This is a genomic window from Leptospira alstonii serovar Sichuan str. 79601, from assembly GCF_000347175.1.
In the GTDB taxonomy this organism is placed as follows: domain Bacteria; phylum Spirochaetota; class Leptospiria; order Leptospirales; family Leptospiraceae; genus Leptospira; species Leptospira alstonii.
The window spans coordinates 1-16,860 of the sequence record NZ_ANIK01000047.1; the positions used below are offsets into that span (position 1 = coordinate 1).

The 16,860-nt window shown below is 42.8% G+C and carries 14 protein-coding genes, 1 tRNA gene and 2 pseudogenes; 10 read left to right on the forward strand and 7 right to left on the reverse strand.

What is annotated here, in order from left to right; all coding sequences use genetic code 11:
- Positions 1–499 (reverse strand): TonB-dependent receptor plug domain-containing protein (locus LEP1GSC194_RS10535; RefSeq protein ID WP_020773589.1); only part of this gene is annotated, 499 nt, incomplete at its 3' end.
- Positions 500–623: 124 nt separating this feature from the next.
- Between LEP1GSC194_RS10535 and LEP1GSC194_RS23595 the strand changes: the two are divergent.
- The 7 genes and pseudogenes from LEP1GSC194_RS23595 to LEP1GSC194_RS23030 form a co-directional block, all read left to right on the forward strand.
- Positions 624–740, forward strand: a pseudogene (locus LEP1GSC194_RS23595) (transposase); the annotation flags it as partial.
- A gap of 129 nt (positions 741–869) precedes the next feature.
- On the forward strand, positions 870–1,628 hold the full coding sequence (locus LEP1GSC194_RS10540) for a helix-turn-helix transcriptional regulator (protein ID WP_020773608.1): 759 nt from the start codon (positions 870–872) through the stop codon (positions 1,626–1,628).
- Between the two features lie 45 nt (positions 1,629–1,673).
- Positions 1,674–2,165, forward strand: a complete 492-nt coding sequence (locus LEP1GSC194_RS10545) for an Mpo1 family 2-hydroxy fatty acid dioxygenase (protein ID WP_020773583.1) — start codon at positions 1,674–1,676, stop codon at positions 2,163–2,165.
- 260 nt (positions 2,166–2,425) lie between these two features.
- Positions 2,426–3,010, forward strand: coding sequence for a DUF1569 domain-containing protein (locus LEP1GSC194_RS10550; RefSeq protein WP_020773600.1), 585 nt, complete (start codon positions 2,426–2,428; stop codon positions 3,008–3,010).
- A gap of 301 nt (positions 3,011–3,311) precedes the next feature.
- Positions 3,312–3,388: transfer RNA gene (locus LEP1GSC194_RS10555), tRNA-Val, on the forward strand.
- Positions 3,389–3,463: 75 nt separating this feature from the next.
- Positions 3,464–3,859 (forward strand): MFS transporter, encoded by a 396-nt coding sequence (locus LEP1GSC194_RS23025; RefSeq protein WP_020773618.1) that lies wholly within the window; start codon positions 3,464–3,466, stop codon positions 3,857–3,859.
- Positions 3,754–4,062, forward strand: a complete 309-nt coding sequence (locus tag LEP1GSC194_RS23030) for an MFS transporter (protein ID WP_231384475.1) — start codon at positions 3,754–3,756, stop codon at positions 4,060–4,062. The genes LEP1GSC194_RS23025 and LEP1GSC194_RS23030 overlap by 106 nt, the downstream gene beginning before the upstream one ends.
- Before the next feature lie 76 nt (positions 4,063–4,138).
- On the opposite strand, the gene LEP1GSC194_RS10565 is transcribed toward LEP1GSC194_RS23030, so the two are convergent.
- Together LEP1GSC194_RS10565 and LEP1GSC194_RS10570 are read right to left on the reverse strand one after the other, a co-directional pair.
- A complete protein-coding gene (locus LEP1GSC194_RS10565; RefSeq protein WP_020773597.1) occupies positions 4,139–5,014 on the reverse strand; it encodes a HEAT repeat domain-containing protein in 876 nt (291 codons plus the stop codon).
- A gap of 50 nt (positions 5,015–5,064) precedes the next feature.
- Positions 5,065–5,625 carry a polyhydroxyalkanoate synthesis regulator DNA-binding domain-containing protein gene (locus LEP1GSC194_RS10570; RefSeq protein WP_017809811.1) on the reverse strand — a complete coding sequence of 187 codons (561 nt, stop codon included), beginning with the start codon at positions 5,623–5,625 and terminating at the stop codon, positions 5,065–5,067.
- Positions 5,626–5,701: 76 nt separating this feature from the next.
- Between LEP1GSC194_RS10570 and LEP1GSC194_RS10575 the strand changes: the two genes are divergently transcribed.
- Complete coding sequence (locus LEP1GSC194_RS10575) at positions 5,702–6,559, forward strand: hypothetical protein (protein ID WP_017809810.1); 858 nt, start codon at positions 5,702–5,704, stop codon at positions 6,557–6,559.
- 198 nt (positions 6,560–6,757) lie between these two features.
- Here the strand turns inward: LEP1GSC194_RS10575 and LEP1GSC194_RS10585 are convergent, their stop codons facing one another.
- Positions 6,758–8,431, reverse strand: coding sequence for a GGDEF domain-containing phosphodiesterase (locus LEP1GSC194_RS10585; RefSeq protein ID WP_017809808.1), 1,674 nt, complete (start codon positions 8,429–8,431; stop codon positions 6,758–6,760).
- Between the two features lie 522 nt (positions 8,432–8,953).
- Between LEP1GSC194_RS10585 and LEP1GSC194_RS10590 the strand changes: the two genes are divergently transcribed.
- On the forward strand, positions 8,954–9,355 hold the full coding sequence (locus tag LEP1GSC194_RS10590) for a hemerythrin domain-containing protein (RefSeq protein ID WP_017809807.1): 402 nt from the start codon (positions 8,954–8,956) through the stop codon (positions 9,353–9,355).
- A 6-nt stretch (positions 9,356–9,361) separates the two neighbouring features.
- Here the strand turns inward: LEP1GSC194_RS10590 and LEP1GSC194_RS10595 are convergent, their stop codons facing one another.
- Positions 9,362–10,228: an MBL fold metallo-hydrolase gene (locus LEP1GSC194_RS10595; RefSeq protein ID WP_021064453.1), complete on the reverse strand. Its 867-nt coding sequence runs from the start codon at positions 10,226–10,228 to the stop codon at positions 9,362–9,364.
- Between the two features lie 235 nt (positions 10,229–10,463).
- On the opposite strand from LEP1GSC194_RS10595, the pseudogene LEP1GSC194_RS10600 reads away from it, so the two are divergent.
- Positions 10,464–12,127: pseudogene (locus tag LEP1GSC194_RS10600) on the forward strand (hypothetical protein).
- 77 nt (positions 12,128–12,204) lie between these two features.
- On the opposite strand, the gene LEP1GSC194_RS20850 reads toward LEP1GSC194_RS10600, so the two are convergent.
- Together LEP1GSC194_RS20850 and LEP1GSC194_RS10610 are read right to left on the reverse strand one after the other, a co-directional pair.
- Positions 12,205–12,906: a TetR/AcrR family transcriptional regulator gene (locus tag LEP1GSC194_RS20850; RefSeq protein ID WP_020773627.1), complete on the reverse strand. Its 702-nt coding sequence runs from the start codon at positions 12,904–12,906 to the stop codon at positions 12,205–12,207.
- Positions 12,903–16,025, reverse strand: a complete 3,123-nt coding sequence (locus tag LEP1GSC194_RS10610) for an efflux RND transporter permease subunit (RefSeq protein ID WP_036042262.1) — start codon at positions 16,023–16,025, stop codon at positions 12,903–12,905. Before LEP1GSC194_RS10610 ends, LEP1GSC194_RS20850 begins: the two co-directional genes overlap by 4 nt.
- Positions 16,026–16,860 lie beyond the last annotated feature (835 nt).

Below are 16,860 nucleotides of genomic sequence, written 5' to 3' on the forward strand. Positions count from 1 at the left end.
CGATTGTAGAAGGTCCGAAAAGGATCGATCCCGATCCTTTCACGACTTCGATTCTTTCCATACGATCGATGTTAGGCGTGTAATATTGTTCCGGCGCGGAGTAGGGATTGAGAGAAGTAAAGATTCCGTCTTCTAAAATGAGTACTTTTCTTCCGAGATCGTTATTTACTCCTCGAAAGCCTATATTTAAAATCAAACCCGTATCTTGATAGCGGATCGAAGCTCCGGGAACTCTTCTCAAGACTTCCATGGAATCGACCGGTTTGGTCTGTTCCAAAAATTCCTTTTCAATGATGGTCGCCGAGCCTGGAATTCTTTTGAGGTCGATTTTTCGTCTCCCTATTACCGAGATAACGCCTTTCCCTTCTTTATCGGCGTCTTCTCCGTTGGAGGGCTGTTTGTCTTTTTCGGGCGGATTTTCCTGTGATTGTGCGGGAACTCCCCAAAAAAACAGAAAAAGGAGAAAAATGCAAAAAGGCAGAATTGATTTTTGATTCATTTTGGTTTTTAATTTTGAAAATGATTCTCAATATTTGTCGGTCATCTTTGGAGTCAAGGGAGAATGATGTGAAAAGGTTCCCTTGGAGAGAAAAATTCCGAGGTGTAGTAAGGCGACTTCGAGAGAGTCACTTGTTGAACGAGCGATGTAAGGAGAGATGACACATCACCTTGGATACGAGAAGAACACCTCGTCTGGTAATAACTCAGGTAATTCGCGAAATGGAAAAAGTAGCAAAAGGGGGGTTGTATCTTCAATATTGAAGATACAGGTCAACCTGACATCTGACCCTATCCACTGATCACTAATATATGAGTTGCAATGTGTTAAATGTTTCCTAAATTTTCCCGTGATGGCAGGAAAGTTGTTTTTGATAGGCTCCAACGTACTTTTAACCGGAGTTCCGATCGCCAACGAATTGCATGAACATTACAGCGCTTCCCTGCTTTTGAGCGGAGGAAAACCCTTTCGTTTTAGAACTGAATCTACGGATTGGATTCAATCCAAGGCGATTTTCGTACGTCCTAACGCGGAACAACAGCTCGAAGCTCCTAACGAAGACATATTCATATTTCATTTTGATCCCGACAGTGTTCGTATTCAAGGACCGATCTTGGATTTTGATTCCGAGTATTTGGAATTGAAACCGGAAATATATGCAAAAATTATAAAGTTTTTAACTCCCCCTTCGACTTCCGAAGAAGCCGTCCTTCTCTGGAAAAGGATTCTGGACGAACTCGATCCAAATAGGAACTTCCGAAAACAAAGGGATTCCAGAATCGAACGGGTCGTCCAAAAAATCACCCAGTCCATTCCTGAAAATCTTCCTTTGGAAGAACTGACCCTTTCCACCGGTTTATCCGAAAGTAGATTAATGCATTTGTTTAAGGAAGAGGTTGGAATTCCGATGAGAAAATACGTTCAGTGGCTCAGAATCAAAACCTGCGTGTTTGCCCTTTCCAAAGGAAATTCTTTGACGGTTGCCGCTCACGAAGCGGGTTTTGCGGATCAGGCTCATATGAGCCGAACTTTTCGAGAAATGTTCGGTTTAAAACCTTCTCTTTTTTTAAAAAATAGCAGTTCCGTTCAAGTAATCTTCTGCGAAATCGGGGACGATATGCGACTCTAAAAGAAAGTCGAAGAGCGACTTAAATCTACGATGAAAGGAGTGGATATGAAAACGATCGAAGAATGGCTGAACGAATACGCGGAGAGTCATCAGAATAGGGTCAATAAGAGAATTCACTGGATCGCAGTGCCGACCATTATGTTTACGTTGCTCGGAATGCTTTGGTCCATTCCTTCCGGAAGTATTCAAAGTATCGTTCCCGAATCGTTAGGACAGGCGCGACTTTTTTTAAACTGGGCTACGATCTTCGTTTTGATCGCGGGTATTTTTTACCTCAGACTTTCCGTGGTTATGTTTATCGGAATGATGACAATGGTTGCGGTGATGCTCGCGGGTGTTTATTATATTTCCCTTTCGGGAGTTTCCACTTTGATTGCCGTGTCCGTAGGCGTGTTTATCGTGGCTTGGGTTTTTCAGTTTATCGGTCATAAGATAGAAGGTAAGAAACCCTCCTTCTTTAAGGATATTCAGTTTTTATTGATCGGTCCGGCTTGGTGCCTCAGTTATTTCTATAAAAAAGTGGGAATCTCTTATTAGTACTAGGAATCAGTGCATAGATGTTAGGGATTAGAGGGATTTTTCCTAATAGATGGAATGGACTTTATCAAAGTATGATTTTTCTATTCTGTAAAATCTCTGAAATCTGATTCCTAACCGCTTCCACTATTGGTACGCCAATAGAAGCGAGAACAAATACTTGGATCGTAAGATAAATCTGTCGGAATTACGACAATCCTCCGTGAAAAGCTCTGCGTTGTACCTGTAATTCATTGAAAATCATAAGAAGAGAATTTGACATGCAAAAACTGAACATGAACAGAAAAGAATTTCTGAAATCTTCCGTAAAATTTTTCGTCTTTGCAGGCGCGGGCGGCGCGCTTCTCCCGACCGTTGCGGGATGTAACTCCGACCCCAAGGGAGCCGTGAACAAAAACCTATCTTTTGTTTCCCTTTCCCAGGTTTTGAACGAATTGGAAACATTCAAAAAATTGAATTCAATTCAGGGATACGGAAACTGGGACGCGGGTAAGGTATTTCTTCACTGCGCTCAGTCGATCGAATATTCGATCCAAGGTTATCCGGAAAATAAAAGCGCGTTTTTTCAGAATACGATCGGAAAGCTCGTCTTCTTAAAGTTCGCATTCTCCCGAAAAATGTCGCACGATCTCGAGGCTCCGATTCCGGGTGCGACGGAAATACAAACCGATACGAACTGGAAGGAAAGCCTTTTGGTTTTACGGGAAACGGTTCTTAAGTTTCAAACTTACGACGGAGAACTAAAACCTCATTTCGCTTACGGAAGTTTGTCCAAAGAAGAATACGATCTGGCGCACGCGATGCATATCGCCAATCACTTCAGTTTTTTGAAGTTTCAGTCTTAAGAAAAATAAATTTCGATTTTACGCTTCGGATAAAAAATCTTTTTCCTTTGGTATTTCTCCAATAGAGTTAGTTGTTGAAAAATTAATTCTTCATCTAGTTTCCGTTTTATTGAAACGGGCGATGGAAGCTGTTTTGTTAATCTAAACTATGGAATTTTTCAACAACTCTAGTGAGAAGAATTCCCAACGCTTAGATTTCAACGGGGAATTTTAGAAATTAGAATTTGAAAATGAACTTCCGAGGTAAGGAATCTTCTTTACGAATTATACGGGAAACAAATTCTGGAAAGCGACCGCGAACGGGGGATTAGCTCAGCTGGTTAGAGCGCTACCTTGACATGGTAGAGGTCACTGGTTCGATCCCAGTATCTCCCACCACCCTTCCGCGCAAGGGTAAGTTTTGATCCTGTTCTTTCTCTTACCAAAAGGTCGAACTCGAAAGTTTCGTTCTTTATGTCCAATCCGATTTGGGTATTTTTTGTCAGAACCGCGGATCGTTTAGGAAAAGGAATTAGGACGGCTGCGAGGGACGCTCTTCTTTCGGACGAAACCACGATCGACAATAAGGGTGCGGTTTTCGGTTTTCATAGATCCATGGATACGTTAGGCGCCGTACTCGGACCGGTTTGTGCGCTCGTATTTCTTTACTTTTATCCGGGGAGATACAAGGAATTATTTCTTCTAGCGTTTATACCGGGATGCCTTGCCATACTATTCACATTTACGCATTCGTATATTTTGGAATGGGATTCGGCGAATCCTACTGGGTTCTTTGGATTTCGTTTGCGGGTTACGGGATTTTTGCTTCGTCCACGGAAGGAATCTCGAAAGCCTGGATCAGCAATTTAGTTTCTAAAACGGAAACCGCGACTGCATTAGGAACGTTTAATGCATTTCAAAGCATTTGTATGATTCTAGCGAGTTCGATCACGGGATATTTATGGGTTCGTTGGAACTCTCGCGCGGCATTGGTCGTTTCGGGAGCGGCGGCTTTGATCGCGGGAATTTATCTTTTTTTCTTGGAAGAGTCCAAACAACAAAAAAGCTCCTGAACTTCTTCAGGAGCTTTCCAATTACCGCCGGTTTGGTTTTTCTTTTTTAATTAGCCGTTTATCTTAAAATTCATTCTTATTCCGCAAGAATCACGGAAATCGTGGGCAGTTTAAAACCGAGAACGGACGCCAAATCCTTGCGAATCTGATCTCGAACGTGTTGTTTGTCTTCGACTAAAAGGGCCTGGCGCAGATAGTACTCCGCCGCTTTCAAATCGACTTCACCGAGAGCCATAGAAACACGATAACGGACGGAGGCACTATCGCTCTTGAGCATATCGCAGAGAGTGTAAAAACTTTTATCGGCAACTCTCATGATGTTAACGATGGAATTGAGAAGGGCGGCCTTTGTGAAATCGTTCTTTTCCTTTTCCAAGGTGGAAACGAGAAAGTTTACGGTTTCCTTACGATTCATATATTTCAAACCGTCCGCGGCGGAAGCGCGGATATAATAATTCGGATGACTGAGAGCGCTGATGAGAACGTCTTCGGATTCTTTCGCATAAGGATAACATCCGATGGTTCTTAAAATCTCACCGACTGCGATCACCATCGTATAATCCTCTTTCGAAGTGAAAAAAGGTTCGTCCTTCTCTTGGATGGTGGATTCCAATTTTTTATACTCTTCAATGGTCGGTTTGATGGCGACTTCCAGATCGATTACGGAGAGGGCTTGAGCGATCGTAAATTTGAGATAAGGATGATTTTCAAGAGATTTAGGAACCTTCGGATTTCCTCGAAGTGCGTTTAAAAGAGGACGGACCGCAAGTTTGTTGCTAACGAATTTGAGATAATCGGCGGCGTCTAATTTTTCTTCGTAAGAACCGGATTCGAGTTTTCGGATCTGTTCGAAATACGCTCTATCGGCGTATTCTACCGCCTTATCGGAGGAGAATAAAGGCGAAACACCGAAAGAAAACAGAATGATAGAGATCGAAATATTCTTAAACATGAAATTCCCTCTCCTGTAATATCGGTTTTTGAAATCTTCAGCTTAAAGTTTCAGGCTTCCTTTTCTTTTACACTTTCCGCAATTTTGCGGATTTTTTCGGAAAGGTCTTCCAGAGGAAGATCGGTTTCGGCGGATTCTTCCAGCTCTTTACCGATCTTTTTGAGGTCTTCTTGAATTCTGAGTTTGTTTTCGGAGGCTCTGGTCGCCATATGCGTAAGAAGATCGTCTCTGTATTCCGTCGCCATTTCGAGTTTGAGTTCGCCTAACGAAATCATGGATTGGAGAATTTTTTCCAAACGATCCCGAGTCAGATAACTCGCGCCGATTCCGCCTAACACCAATCTGCCGAACAGGGAGCTAATGTCCTTCCCGGTTTCTCGGATCAGAGCCGAAAGCATGAAGTTTGAAAACTCTTCGTTTCTTTGTCCTAAGGAAACTTTGAGAAAAGTTTGTCCGAGAATTTTCGGAGTGATATCCGAACCGGACATATTGTCGATCACGCGAATTTCCTCTCCGTGGATAATCATCTCCGCGACGTCTTCGAGAGTAATCGTCTTGCTCGTTTCGGGATCGTAGAGCCTTCGATTCGCGTATCGTTTTAGAAGTTTCATTTTAATTGGTTGCGTCTTTTGCGCGTCGCACAATTCTAGAATTCGCCGGAAAAGCCTTCGGTCAAGCAAAATACCCATGACAAGCCTACTGTTCGATTGCCTCTTCCTAAACGGGCTTACAAAAAAGGAAGAAAAACTGCTGTTCTCACTTTTGGATTGGAAAGAAATTTCAATCCGGGAATGGGCGGGAGCCGAAAGATTTCCGGAATCAAAACCGGGACAAATCGTAGTTCGGAAAACGATCGAAACCGATTCGTTACAAACCGCAATCGATTGGTCCAAGCAGCCTTTACTCATCGGGAGAATGGAATCCTCTCTTTTAACGAATCTATTTCAACAAGGTCTAAATTACTTTTTAGATCTTCAAACATCTCGGATCATCGATATCCCCTTGGAAAACGTTCCTCGAAAAAAAGGATTGAATTCGATCGTGATCGGACCCGACCCGCTTTTGTTCCAAAGAATCCGGGCGCACCTTAAAGTTTTAGGATGGGAAACGGTTCCTTGCAGAGAGTTATCCGCGCTCAAGGAAAAATTTAAAGAATACGAACCCGGATTGTTTTTTGTGGATTGGGAAAGACTGAATGTAAAAGAGACTGTGGACCAATTGAAAAATCTTCCCCCGAGAGCGATCGTTCCGCCCGTGATCGGAATCAGGGACGTAAAACGGGAGAATCTTTTTCAGGATCTTACCGCCGGGATCAGGGATTTTTGCGGGGAATTATATTCAGAAAAACAAATATTCGAAATTTTGAATCATTCTATACCGGATTTGGACCACGGGTCCGAAAACGGCAGGCGATTGGTTTTTGAGTTCAGAACCGGAATCCGACCCACCGGAATTCGGGTCGAAAAAATCGAACGGACTTCCGATTCGAATTTGGAAAAAATCAAACTGAAAAAAGTACTCGATTGGATGGGTGAATTACTCTGAAAGGGTTGCGCATAAAGGGACAAAGGCGGGGGCGATTCGCTCGCAAAATACGATCGTATTCAAGGCGAGCGACCGCGCTTTCCGCTCCAATTCCCGCGGCGTTTCCGATCAAAACAAATCTTACTCGGAACAAACAAACGAGCATTTTAATTCGGCGGAAATTTCCGCTGCAATCGCTATCGCAGGGACTGTCGATGATTACGAAGAAAGAATCGTTTTGTTTTGAACGAGTTTTTCGGCGAGTTCAATTTCCACCGGATGAGAGTAGTAATAACCTTGTCCGAAATCGCAATTGAGTTCTTTAAGAAGATTGTGTTGTGTTTCATTTTCCACACCTTCCACAATGATCGCCTTACCCATCGCTTGCACCAAATTTACCATGGAAGTAATCACCGCGCGAGTGGAAGTCTGGAAGTAATTAAAAAGAAATATCTTGTCCAGTTTGATGTAATCAATCGGAAGATGAATGAGCCTTCCTAAAGAAGAATAACCCTTTCCGAAATCGTCGATTGCGAACTTAAATCCGTAATCCTTAAGGGAGGTAATGACCTTGCTGATTTGAGATTCTCTCGAATCGAAAGAATCCTCCACGATTTCCAAAATGATATGGTTCGGTTGAATTTTATAATAATCGCTCGCCTCTTTGAGAAGAGGGAAGATGTTCTTGTCTCCGAGTTGTTTCGGGGATATGTTCAGGGAAAGGGAAATATTCTCGGATTTTAATATTGAATTTTCGTAATATCTAAACGTTTCCCAGATCATCCATTCTCCGATACTTTTGATAAAGCTGGAACTTTCCGCGATGGAAATAAAACTTCCGGGAAGAAGTTTTCCTCTTTCCGGATGATTCCAACGTACCAAGGTTTCCATGGAAAAAAAACGATTTTCCTTTAAATCGATGATCGGTTGAAAATGGATTTCCAGTTCGTTTCGGCTTAATACTTTTCTCAGGTCGATTTCGATTCTGGCTTTTTCGAAACTAGTGGCGATCGCGTTTTGATCGTAGTAAAACAAAGAATTAGGACCGATCAAACAGGATTGATGGAGCGCCTCTTTTAAAATTCCCAACGCGTTCATATCCGAGCCCGATTCCGAATCGAACTTCGTATAACCGACGTTCACGTTGAGATGAAATTCCCTATCTTCGTAAGTGAAAGGAAACTCGAAAAGCATTCGGATACATTCCGCAAGCCATTCCGCTTTGGCTTCGGAATCCACTTGTGCGGATGAAATTAAAAATTTGTCGTTTTCGATTCTGAACAGATGATCGTTTCGATCCAGATATTTTTTCAATCGATCGGCCACTTTGACGAGGATGGATTCGAAGTAAGAATTGTTTTCTTTGGATAGGATCGAATCGGGATTGGATACGGAAATCAAAAACGAAAAATGTTCGTCAAGAGCGGACTCGTCTTCGGATATTTGATTTCCGAAATGATTTAAAAAATATTTTTGATTGGGAAGATTCGTGCTTCGATCCCAATGACCCGTTTCGTATTCTTTTTTAGGAAGAGAGGTCGGTTGGGGTTTAAACCGAATCATATAAGAATCTTCGAAATCGTGGATACTGAGTTGCAGTTGGAAATTCGTTTCGCCTAAAAATGAATCTTCGGGATCTTCGATTTCCTGAAGAAGATGGGACAGGTTCGTTTCCCTTCCTAAACCTTGTTTTTCTTTGGATTTAAGAAGGGGTATTATCTTTTCATAAAGCACTTGGAAGTTGGGGAAGGACCAAAAATTTTGGAATTTATGATTCGCATACACGGTCTTCCAATCGCGATCTACAACAACGATTCCTTCCGTCGACTGATCCGAAAAATACAATAACGATTTCTGCAAGGACGGAGATAGATTCTCTATTTGGGATCCCATACATAGAATTTTAGCGTCAAATCGTTATAATGAAATCTGTACTATAATTCAAAACGTTTTCTATTATAAATTTACATAGAAAGACAAATCCTTCTTTGAAATGGTTCCTATGGAAAAATTATTTCCGTTTGTTTTCCTTATAAAATGAATTCATTGAATTGAAAAGAATTTTGATCCGAATGAAAAAACTTTCTCTATCAAGATGTTAATTCATTTATCTTCGTTTTTAATGGCGAATCGTTGAAAGATTTCGGTTTGAACACGAAAAAGGAATAAGAAGGCTACGACTAAAAATTCTTTCTTGAAATCCTATTGAAATATATGCCGAATCGTTTTTCCTAAAATGAAACGCTTTTCCGGTTTGTTTTAGGCTCCTATTTTCGCATACGAATTTCGAATCTAAAACAAATTAATCACTTGGCCGCAGGATGGTTTTCTTCTTTTTGGAGTTAAGGCTTTTTATCTTTCGGTTTATTTCGGACGGGTTGTAGAAAAAGATTTTCTAAATACAAGGACAAGGTTTTGAACATAGAGTTCTATAAGGTTCAGTACGCCGAAATTCAGAAACTACTGAACGATATCGAAAAAAGATTACTCGGAGAAATTTCCGAAGACGTGGACGAACTTCTACACGAACTTGCCAGTTTTTCGGCGAGGTTGAAACTTCATCTTAACCTGGAGGAGAACTTGATCTATCCCAAGATCAAAAGTTTGCAGATCGAAAATACTTCCTCCCTTGCCGAAGATTTTAAAGGTCGTACGATCGATCTTAAAAACTCCTTTAAAAAATACTATTGCAACTGGCTGCTTCCTTCCTCCATTTTGAAAAACGAAAGTCAGTTCCGGGAAGAAACGGAAAAACTGATTTTTAATTTGAGGAATCGGATTCGAAAGGAAGAAATCGAAATCTACGTTCTCTTTTAAAGACGCCTAACGTTTCTCCATTCGGGAAATACAATCCCTTAAAAGATTTTGCATCGTATCGTATTCCTTGTTTACCGGATATCCGTGTCCCGGCAAAATCCATTCGAAAGAATAATCGTTCAACTTTTTCATGGAGTTGATTTGTTCCGGCCACGAGTACCAACAAACGTTCCTGAACGCGATGAGACGATTCTTTTGCGGATCATAAGCGAGATGATCCCCCGTAAAAAGAAATCGATCTTCCAACAGCAAAACGGCGTGACCTTTCGTATGTCCCGGAGTGGGAATGATTTTAATATCGTTTCCGAGTTTAAATACTTCGTCGGCCTTTAGGATGATTTCGGCGGAAGGAACCGATCTTTGATCGTATTCGTGGATGATTCGATCGCATCCGAATCGTTCCTTAAATTTCTGATGATCGGCGACGTCGTCTTGATGAGTTAAAAAGTGATAACGGACTCCTCCCAGAGATTCCATCTTATCCGCAAGAGAAGGAACGAATCGGGGAGAATCCACCAGCACGTTTCCATTCTCCCTAAGAATCAGGTAAGAAAAGGCGCCGTAGGAATCTTTCGAATGATAACCGCAGTAATATACGTTTGCCTCGATCTTGGACGGAAACGTTTCCTTGGCTTCCTTTAAATCCGTTCTTTCTTCGGTCCCGATGGAAGTGGTGGGACAGGATAATAACGCTCGAAGGGCTTCCACCTTTTCGGATTCCGTTTCCGGTTGTTTCCAAACATAAGAAGCCCCGTTTTTTTCGGAGAACGTGGACGGAGCTATGATTCTACAAGTTTCACAATCGATGCAGGTCGAATCCACGTAGAAGTTGCCTTCCCGATTCTCCGAACGCTTTTTGAGCCGACTTGCCATGTCCTTTAGACGTCGATTTTGCAACGTGATATCTGTGGGAACTACCACATTTTAGGGTCAGATTTTAGAAGTTCGAAATAGGACTTTCAATGAAGGTCCTTTCGCAAATCCGGGATTTGTAATCAAATTGAAACAATTCCCTCATCTGATTGTAATGCAAATGAAATATAGATTTCGATGGAATTACAAAAAGCTAAAGCAGAGAAAGGGGAAGGTTGTAAACCTGCATTTTGAAATGGAAAAGAAAGAGAAACTTAATCAAATAAGTAGAAAGTTACAAATCGGTTTTCAGATTTTTAGTTTAATTATATTCGCGGGAACCGGATTATTTGCGCAGGATAAACCCGTCCCGGTGGATTCCAAATCTACTGAAAAACCGAAAAAGGAATTCTATGAAGACAATGACACGGGCTTGATTTATACGAAGCCGGGTCCGAATCGTACGAAGATCGATTCTTTCGATAAGGAAAGTTTTCCGGAACGCAAGGACATGCAGCTTCCGAATCACTTCAGACATAGACCCGAGAATTTGAACGAAGAGAAACTCGTGATTGCCGCAAGAACTCAGTTCCGAGGAGTCAGCGGGGACCGCAATTCCCCCTTTTCAGGCAACGAAGACTTTCATACCGCCGATGCAAACTTTCGAAGGCTTCGTCTCGGTTTCTTTTATCAAGGAGCGAAATGGTGGGGGTTTGCGACTCAACTTCGTTTGGAAAACGCAATCAACAGTCAGTTTTTAAGAGTCACAAAAAATAAAACCACGGAGACGTTCAGGACGTTACTCTCAACGATTCGCGGGGTTTGATCCACGAGGCCGTGGTTTGGATGAACATTCCCTTTCTCCATTCTCGAGTTACTTTGGGTCAGATCAACGTTCCGTTTAACAGAGAGTATATTCAAAGTTCCGCAAATTTTATTTCCTTGGAAAGATCGATCATTACGAACATGCTTCCCCAGTTCGATACGGGCGCGATGATCGCCATTCATCCTCTCGAAGCGGTCGATAAAAAATATAGGAGATATTTATCCTTTCACGGTTTTATCGGAAACGGTCACGGCGGCGGCGGCGATTACGGTTACGGTAGAAGACAAGACAATACCGCCGCGCGTCAAAATCTTCCGCAGTTGCTCGCTCCGATGTATTACGGAAGGGTTCAATACAACGTCTTCGGCGGTTTGAATAAAAGGGACAATGACATCGGATGGGTGGAAGGCGACGAGATATTCCAGAACGACGCCAAATTGTCGTTTGGCGGCGCGTTCGCTCAGACGACTCAACTCAAAACGTCTCAGCCGGTTCCCGTCGAGTTTCTTCTCAAGGATCAAACTCCTACGAGACTTGCGATTCAACAAACCACTCCTACGGGAGGTATCGATCCGACGGGACTGAAATCCGATTATCTCGCGGATCGAACGATCACAACTCCGGGTCGTCCGAACTTCGGTATCGTCGGTCATACTTACGATATGACTTTTACTTGGAAGGGTTTTTACTTAAACGGGGCTTGGAGTAGGTTTTCGGGTTCGGCCGCCAATCAAGTGATGGGTTATCACGGTACGATCGGTTATAACATTCATCTTGACGGTTCGAAATATATCATGCCCGTTCTCAAGGCCGAATTTATGAAAGGGGATTGGAATCAGAATCAGATGTTCGATCCCGGAGAAGCATATTACATCTACTGGGCCGGAGTAAACTTGTTAGGCGATTATCATCTTTATAAGGTTCAACTTTTTTATCAGGTCATTCATACGAATACCGCAAAGAATTACTTTTGGAATACGACCGACAATCGGGATGCAAGAACGGTTTATCTTCAGTTCCAAGCGAATTTTTGGACGGGAACTTCTTCTCCTGAAAATATTTCCGGCGGAGCGATTTACAGACAGGATTATTGAGCTTAAGAAAACATTGGGCGAATCGCTCCCGATCGCGCTTGAACCCAATGTTGCTTTAGTATTTTTTAATATGCAATTTACGTAAATTCGGTTACGAGTAGGAATCGGTCGTAGAGTTTAAGAATCGATCCGATTTCTATGCTTCCGTTATTGGTGCAGAAAAATGAATAAGCCTGATTGATCGTAAAACCTTCGATTAGATATTTAAAGATCATAAAAATCTCATCCTTATCAAAATCATTCCGAATGTAATTCAAGGTTTGCGCGCATTTTACGATTTTAAGATGGTATTTCCGGTACAATCGGTTGTAGTAGTCGATTTTTTTTTGAAGTTTCTCTTTCGTTAATATTTCGTTCGTAAGAAACTGATAACAAACTCGGTTGAGTTCTTTTTTGGAATGGATCTCCAAAAGAATCGGTTTCAAATATTCTTTCCGAATGGCGACGGAGCTGGTACATTTTCGAAAGAGCGCGCGGGTCGTTTCCAGATTTTTACGGGCCGCGTAATCGATCAAAATGTAGATCAGGTCCTCTTTACTGCTGAAGTATTCGTAAAACGTGCCTTTGGCGAATCCTGCTTGAGAGGTGATGTCTTCCACTCTCGCTTCGTGAAATCCCTTACTTCCGAATACCGTAAGAGTCGCTTCCAATAGTTTATCTCGCGTCTCCGAGGATTTTCTGGATTCTTTTCCGGAAGGGGGGTTATAAATCCCCAATCCGGAACTATTGTCCTTTTTCCCGGATTCGGTTTGACGTTCTACTTTAACGTTTGCAGTCAAAGTTTTTGCTTCTTCTTGGCTTTTTTTCCGTTAAATTTCATCATCAGATCGTTGAACACCGATAAGGTGACCGGAACATACAAAAGACTTCCTAACGTTCCGAATCCCAGTCCCCAACCTAAGGCGAGAGTCATAGGAATCAGAACGGGATCGGAACCTCCGAGGCTATAGGCGGTCGGCAACAGACCCGCGACTGTGGTCAGGGTCGTCAAAAGAATCGGTCTGAATCTTCTTTGGCTCGCTTCGATTAGGATTTCGTCCATACTTGCCTTGGAATCTTTTCGAATGGAATCGATACAATCCACAAGAACGATGGATGCGTTTACGAGAACTCCCGCGAGCCCGATGATTCCTATCATCGCCAAAAAGCTGATGGATTTTCCCGAAAGAGGAAAACCGATTACGATTCCTATAATCCCCAATGGAATCGTGCTGAGAATCAACACGGGTTTCCAAAAACTTCTAATCGTAAGCGCGAGAATTCCGAAAATGCCGAAGATCGCTATAAGACCGGCTTTTGCGAGGGAAGCCATCGATCTTTGAGTGTCTTTTTCTTCTCCGCCAAAGGTAATCGATATTCCGGGATACTGTCTTTCGATCAAAGGTTTAAATTCCGTCGCGACTCTTTGATTTGCGTCGTGCGCCGTGATTTCGTCTAACTTAACGTCGCCGTTTACGGTGATGGCGCGTTCGAAGTCCTTGTGCGCGAGCAGTTCCGGAGATTCGATCAAGTCCATCTTGGAAATCTTTGCAAGATTCGTAATATTCCCGGCCTTGTTTCTAAGAGGAATCGATTTGATTTCGTTCGGATTTTTGCGAAAGTCCTTATCGTAGAGAACTCTTAAATATATTTTCGTCCTTCCCTTGCGGACGGTCCCCGCTCTTTCTCCGTCGTAAGCCGCCCTCAAACCGTTCGCGGCGGATAACGTGGACACTCCCGTAAAACTTTCCAGTCCTTCGTCGAGCTGAATGTACATCTGCTTACGGCCGTAACGATAGTCGTCTCGAACGGAAAAAACTCCGGGAATCGATTTTAAAAAAGTCTGAAGTTCGTTGGAAATCTTCTTTAGAGTTTCGTAATCTTTTCCCTGGATCGATATCGTGATCGGAGCTCCGATCGGAGGAGCGTTTCCGAATTCCTCCAAAAAGATTTCGCTTATCCCCGGCGTTTTTCTCAGATCCGCTTCGATTGAACGAAGAATTTCAGACGCTTTCCTTTCCCGCTTCACTTCGGGAGTGAGATAGATTAGAATCACCGCGAGATTCTCGCCGAAACGGGATAAAGGATCGTCCGGATCGGTTTGTTGTACTCCGATCTTAGTCGAATAACTGACCAATTCTTCCTTGGGAATTTTTTGAACGATACGTTCCATATACTTCATCTTTTCCCTGGTTTGGAAAATTCTGGAAGTGGGGGAGAATTCCGCCTTGATCATGATAATCTCGATGTCTTCCTTCGGAAAAAGAATGAAATCCATTTGAGATATGGCTCCGCAGGATCCGAAAACCAATAAGAGTATGATCGCGAACGAAGACTTCTTGTGTTGAATGTTAAACGAAACGAATTTTGAAAAATTCGTTTCGATGGAGTGGAAGATCGAATCCATCTTGAGCCGGAATCTGCCTTTGATTTTCATCTGATCGGGAGTTTTTGCGAACGCCGCGATCCTTGCGGGCAAGAATAAGAAGGACTCTATCAAACTTGCCGTAAGAGCCACGATTACAACCAAAGGAATTTCCCAGATGAATTTTCCCATGATTCCCGTCATAAACAACATCGGTAGAAAGGCGGTTACCGTCGTGAGATAAGATCCGAAAATCGGAACGATCATCTCCACGGTTCCGCGTAACGATGCCGTGAACGAGTCGTTCTTTTCGGCGAGATACGTGTAAATATTTTCCGAGATTACGATCGAGTTGTCCACGAGCATTCCTAACGAAATGATCAGGCCCATCATCGAGATCATGTTAAACGATACGTCGAAAAACGGAAGGACCGAAAACGTCATCAACATCGAAAACGGCAACGAAAGGGAAGTAAGTGTCGCCGTTCTAAAATCCAAAAACAGGAACAGAATTCCGAAAACGATCGCAAATCCGATCAAGGCGTTGGAAGAAACTACGTTGAGTCGATTTTTCGTTCTTTTGGCTTCGTCGTTTAATATGAAGGTTTTCATTCCGGAAGGATATGTTTTGGACAGTTCGTTTAATCTGGAATGAACGTTAGCCGCAACCTCGATCGCATCCGCTCTTTCTTTTTTGATTACCGAAAGGATCAGTCCTTGTTTTCCGTTTGCAATCGCAAGAAATCTAGGATATTCGAATGTGTCTTCCACTCTCGCGATATCTCCGAGTTTTACGGCGGAGAAAATTTCGTTGGTTCTGGTCGGGATTTTAGCGATTTCGGACGGATCTTTGAATTCTCCGTCGATTCTTAAATCGAATGCGGTTTCCGAATCCACGGAACCGGCGGGAAGATTGATGTTTCTGTTCCGGATCGTATTGATGATGTCGTTCAGATCCAGAGAATACTGCTTTAGTTTATTAGCATTTACTAAAATATGCCATTCTCTATCCCTTTTGCCGAATACGTCCACTCTTGCCACGCCTTGAATTTTTTCAAGTTCTCGTTCTATGAACTCGGCGGTAGTATGGAGTTCGATTTCATCCTTTCCTCCGAATATGGAAAATTCGAGAATCGGAAACGATCCTGATTTTCGTTCGGTCATCTTCGGTTTTTCCGTTACTTGAACCGGGAACTCGGATATTGCGTTGTCCACGGCTCTTCGGATTTCGTTTAATACTTTTTCCGGATCTTTTTCCTCCAAGCTGACTCGGACGTCTATGTCCGAGACTGAGTTTCGCGAAAAGGAACGAATCTCGTCGATTCCGTCGATTTCTTTGAGTTTTTCCTCGATAGGGTATGTGACCCGAAGTTCCACATCCGCGGGAGAGGCGCCCGGAAATTTTGTGGAGATAACCATTTGTTTCAGATCCACGTTGGGGAAGGCGTCTCTTCGTAGGCCTATGAGCGAAACGAGTCCTGATAGTAGGATGAAGATCATTCCCAAATAGAGGAAAAGACGGTTTCTAATGAAGGATTCTATTAGTGATCTCATTTTATTTCTGACTGGCTGGTCAGTTTTTAAAAGCTGAGTTTGCCGTCAAACTTAAAATGCGGGAACTCCCCGCGTTTTATTACGAGCTTATCGAAGATTTTAGCCGGGTTTTGTAAGTAATTTCGGAAACCTATGGGAGTTCCCGCAATTTTGCGATATCGGGGTTCAGGCAGGATCTTTCGAGAGACATAGTCTCTTACACTTCTGTTGAGTTTTTCAGTGTGGACGGATCTCTCTTCCGATTTGGGCTCCTTATATAAAAGTCCAAAGAACTTATTTTTAACAGCGCTGAACCTTTTTGGTTCCCGGCACGGAAATTTTTTTTTCGAAACCCGCAAGCGACACGAAGGGCTTTGGTCCGAGCGTCGTCTCGTTCGAAACAATAACGAAAATAGCCGCCAAACGCGAAGGACCGAGCGGGAAGCCGCGAGCCCGGAGTCGGCGCGGTCCGTAAAAGCGAACTCTCTATCCCATTTCTGTATCAATTTACAATTTTGCCGCTTTTGCGGATGCGGCCAAAAATGGATCTGTGAGAAACTCCTGTAATTTAAAAAGTGAGTTCGGTATTACAAATGCGAAAGCGATTATATGTTGCGACCTATCGAACGACCCATAGGGAGTGAGATTGAGTTCAGAGAGCAACATTGAGTTAAATTCCGAAGGAATTGGAACGAAAAGCCTCTCAATTTCCCAAATTCATGAGAGGAACCAAAGATTACGCTCCGCTATGAAATTTGCGAGCGATTCGCCCAGATATTTTCCTATGCCGAGTCCCGTAATCTAAAAGCTCTAACAAAACTTAGTCATTCGCTACTTGAAATGCGGGAACTCCACA

Excerpts from the sequence above, each read along its gene's own strand:
- LEP1GSC194_RS10550 (WP_020773600.1), top strand. The coding sequence starts at position 2,426 with ATGCAAAAACTGAACATGAACAGAAAAGAATTTCTGAAATCTTCCGTA.
- LEP1GSC194_RS10585 (WP_017809808.1), bottom strand. The coding sequence starts at position 8,431 with ATGGGATCCCAAATAGAGAATCTATCTCCGTCCTTGCAGAAATCGTTA.
- LEP1GSC194_RS10575 (WP_017809810.1), top strand. The coding sequence starts at position 5,702 with ATGACAAGCCTACTGTTCGATTGCCTCTTCCTAAACGGGCTTACAAAA.
- LEP1GSC194_RS10595 (WP_021064453.1), bottom strand. The coding sequence starts at position 10,228 with ATGGCAAGTCGGCTCAAAAAGCGTTCGGAGAATCGGGAAGGCAACTTC.
- LEP1GSC194_RS10565 (WP_020773597.1), bottom strand. The coding sequence starts at position 5,014 with ATGTTTAAGAATATTTCGATCTCTATCATTCTGTTTTCTTTCGGTGTT.
- LEP1GSC194_RS10570 (WP_017809811.1), bottom strand. The coding sequence starts at position 5,625 with ATGAAACTTCTAAAACGATACGCGAATCGAAGGCTCTACGATCCCGAA.
- LEP1GSC194_RS23030 (WP_231384475.1), top strand. The coding sequence starts at position 3,754 with ATGGGATTCGGCGAATCCTACTGGGTTCTTTGGATTTCGTTTGCGGGT.
- LEP1GSC194_RS10545 (WP_020773583.1), top strand. The coding sequence starts at position 1,674 with ATGAAAACGATCGAAGAATGGCTGAACGAATACGCGGAGAGTCATCAG.
- LEP1GSC194_RS23025 (WP_020773618.1), top strand. The coding sequence starts at position 3,464 with ATGTCCAATCCGATTTGGGTATTTTTTGTCAGAACCGCGGATCGTTTA.
- LEP1GSC194_RS10610 (WP_036042262.1), bottom strand. The coding sequence starts at position 16,025 with ATGAGATCACTAATAGAATCCTTCATTAGAAACCGTCTTTTCCTCTAT.